The sequence below is a fragment of the Pseudomonadota bacterium genome (genome assembly GCA_039196715.1).
GTDB lineage: Bacteria > Pseudomonadota > Gammaproteobacteria > CALCKW01 > CALCKW01 > CALCKW01.
In genome coordinates this window covers 1-2,559 of sequence record JBCCUP010000158.1, presented here as the reverse complement: position 1 = coordinate 2,559, position 2,559 = coordinate 1, and the positions used below count along the sequence as shown (strand labels likewise).

Genomic DNA, 2,559 nt, shown 5'->3' with positions numbered 1-2,559 from the left:
CGAAGAACCGGGACGAGACCTTCAACGCCGGCAGTGTGCTGATGCGCGAGGACGAGCCGGTCGGCCTCGGCGAGGGCTGGATCACCGGCGTGACCCACTCGCCGGCGCTTGGGCACTGGATCGGCCTCGGCTTCATCGCCGGTGGTCACACGGCCTGGGAAGGCAAGACGGCGGTCGCAGCCGACCCGGTGCGTGACAGCAGCGTGGCGGTGGAGATCGTCTCGCCCCACATGTACGACCCGAGCGGAGAGCGCATGCATGGCTGACCTCGCGATCAGACAGTCTGCCCTGGAGGGGCGCGTGCCCGCGGGGCACATCGGTGAGCCGGGGCGCACCGGCGTCCACTTCGACGTGGTGCGCGAGGTGGTGCTCTGGCAGGTCGCCGCCTGGCCGGACACGCTGGGCGCGGTTGGTGCCGCGGTGGCGGCGCCCCTCGGCGCAGCGCGGGCGCCCGGGCCGGGCCAGTCGGTCACCGGCGACACGGGCGCGTTGCTGCGGGTGGAGCCGCTGACGTGGTGGGTGCTCGGTGTCGAACCGGCAGCGCTCGCAAGCGACCAGGGCGCGCGCGTCGACCTGTCGCACGCCCGCACGCAGGTGCGTGTGTCCGGCGAGGCCGCGGCCACGCTGCTGATGCGCCACCTGCCACTCAACCTCAACGACGCGGCCTTTCCGGTCGGCGCGGTTGCGAGCTCCGCCATCCACCACGTCGGCGTGACCGTCTGGCGCTCCGAACGCGGATACGAACTCTTCGCGCCACGGGGCTTTGCCGCGTCGGTGTGGGCGCTGCTGCTGGAAACGGCGGCGCAGTTCGGCGCGACCGCGCAGTTCGTCGACTGAGACGCGAGGCCAAACAAGACGCCAACGTTGGGCGCCCGGCCGCGTGACGACCATCCGTGCAAGCGAGACGTGGAGGATGCCTGGCTGCGAACGTCGCGGCCTTCCCGGTCGGTGCGGTGGCCAGCTCGGCGAGCCACCACGTCGGCGTGACCACGCGGCGGTCCGAGCACAGCGACGCGCTGTTCGCGCCCCGCGGCTTTGACGCGTCAGCCTGACCAGTGGCTCGAAACGGCGGCACAGCGTGGCGCAACGGCCTGCTGCAGCGAGTCGCACCACCGCGACAGACGCGTTTGGCAAACGTCACGCTGACGCGGACTAGACTCGGTCATGCACGATCTGTTGCTCAACCGCGACATCTACACCGAGGTGATGCTCGAGAAGCTGCCCGCTGCCCGTCGCTTCGTCTGGATTGTCACCGCCGACATCAAGGACCTGCACCTCGACGTGGGGCACGGCTTCGAGCCGCTGCTGGCGGTGTTGTCGCGCCTGATCGAGAACGGTGTGGGCGTTCGCCTGATTCACGCCAAGGAGGCAGGGCCGCGTTTTCGCGCCCATTTCGACGCGTTCCCGGCGTTGATACACAGCGACCTGTTCGAACGCATTCTCTGTCCGCGGGTCCACACCAAGGCGATTGTCATCGACGGCCAGGGCGCGTTCATCGGTTCGGCCAACCTCACGGGGGCGGGCCTCGGCGCGAAGAACGTGCACAGCCGCAATTTCGAGGCGGGGTTCTGGTTCGATGACGCCAAACAGGTCGGTCAGCTCATGCGCTGGATCGACGACCTCTACCTCGGGACCTTCTGCGCGCAGTGCAAACGGCGACGCTACTGCCCGGATCCGATCGACGAGATGCACTGAGCCGTGTCCGAACCGCAGCGTGTTGACCCTTCAGCTGATCAACCCTCGGCGGGTGCGTCCCGCCGCAGCGACACGGCGCTGCTGTGCCTGTCGGCGCTGCTCGGTGGGGTGGCCGTGGCGGCCGGTGCCTTCGGCGCGCACGCGCTCGACGGCCAGCTCAGCGTCAAAGCGCAAGGCTGGTACCAGGCAGCGACGCACTACCTGCTGGTGCACGCCGTCCTCGCCGTCGCCTGTTCAGCACTGCGGCCGGTGATCGGACCCGCGGGCTGCCGGGCGGGGTGGTTGCTGTGCGCCGGCGCGGTGGTGTTCAGCGGGACCTTGCTGGCGATGGCCTTCGGCGCCCCGCGCATCCTCGGCGCTGTGACACCGATCGGCGGTGTGTTGTTGCTGGCGGGCTGGGGTGTGCTCGCGCTGTCGGCCTGGCAAGCGAGCCGGCGCTGAGGAGGCAGCGTGGATTCGCCGTGTTAGGAGCTCGGACTGCCAGTGGCGGTCTCAAAAGTACCCGCGCTGCCTTTCGACTGATACCTCTGCCGCGCCTGTCTTGCCAGATGGCTAGTTTGAGTCATTGTGTTCAGCACCCGTTTGTTCGTTAATGACTGCGTTAATGCATATGGAAGGCATGCCACTATGGCTCTAAACACGGTAGTCAGAGCGTTTCAGTTCGTTTCACTTTTGTTGTTCCTCGCGTCGGGTAGCGTACTAGCGGCTTACATCCAGGACGATCAAGGCCTGGTTGTGATGGAAGCGGAGAACGGTGCAGTCACCGCTGGCAGCCAGTTCACGTGGGCGCCGGTGGGTACGCCGTCAGGCGCATCGGGTGGTTCTTCGATCAAGTCGACAGGTCACAGCTGGGACAAGTCCGTG

The 2,559-nt window shown here is 67.7% G+C and carries 6 protein-coding genes; all 6 read left to right on the top strand.

Annotated features, from left to right (window positions below; genetic code table 11):
* A partial coding sequence (locus AAGA11_23005) for a glycine cleavage T C-terminal barrel domain-containing protein (protein MEM9605744.1) occupies positions 1 to 266 on the top strand: 266 nt, incomplete at its 5' end.
* Positions 259 to 837, top strand: a complete 579-nt coding sequence (locus AAGA11_23000) for a sarcosine oxidase subunit gamma family protein (protein ID MEM9605743.1) — start codon at positions 259 to 261, stop codon at positions 835 to 837. The genes AAGA11_23005 and AAGA11_23000, both read left to right, overlap by 8 nt.
* A gap of 56 nt (positions 838 to 893) precedes the next feature.
* Positions 894 to 1,052, top strand: a complete 159-nt coding sequence (locus tag AAGA11_22995) for a hypothetical protein (GenBank protein ID MEM9605742.1) — start codon at positions 894 to 896, stop codon at positions 1,050 to 1,052.
* Positions 1,053 to 1,164: 112 nt separating this feature from the next.
* Complete coding sequence (locus AAGA11_22990; GenBank protein ID MEM9605741.1) at positions 1,165 to 1,695, top strand: phospholipase D-like domain-containing protein; 531 nt, start codon at positions 1,165 to 1,167, stop codon at positions 1,693 to 1,695.
* Between the two features lie 3 nt (positions 1,696 to 1,698).
* Positions 1,699 to 2,136, top strand: coding sequence for a DUF423 domain-containing protein (locus AAGA11_22985; GenBank protein ID MEM9605740.1), 438 nt, complete (start codon positions 1,699 to 1,701; stop codon positions 2,134 to 2,136).
* 186 nt (positions 2,137 to 2,322) lie between these two features.
* Positions 2,323 to 2,559: hypothetical protein (locus AAGA11_22980; GenBank protein MEM9605739.1), on the top strand; the 237-nt coding region annotated here is incomplete at its 3' end.

Excerpts from the sequence above, each read along its gene's own strand:
- AAGA11_22990 (MEM9605741.1), top strand. The coding sequence starts at position 1,165 with ATGCACGATCTGTTGCTCAACCGCGACATCTACACCGAGGTGATGCTC.
- AAGA11_23000 (MEM9605743.1), top strand. The coding sequence starts at position 259 with ATGGCTGACCTCGCGATCAGACAGTCTGCCCTGGAGGGGCGCGTGCCC.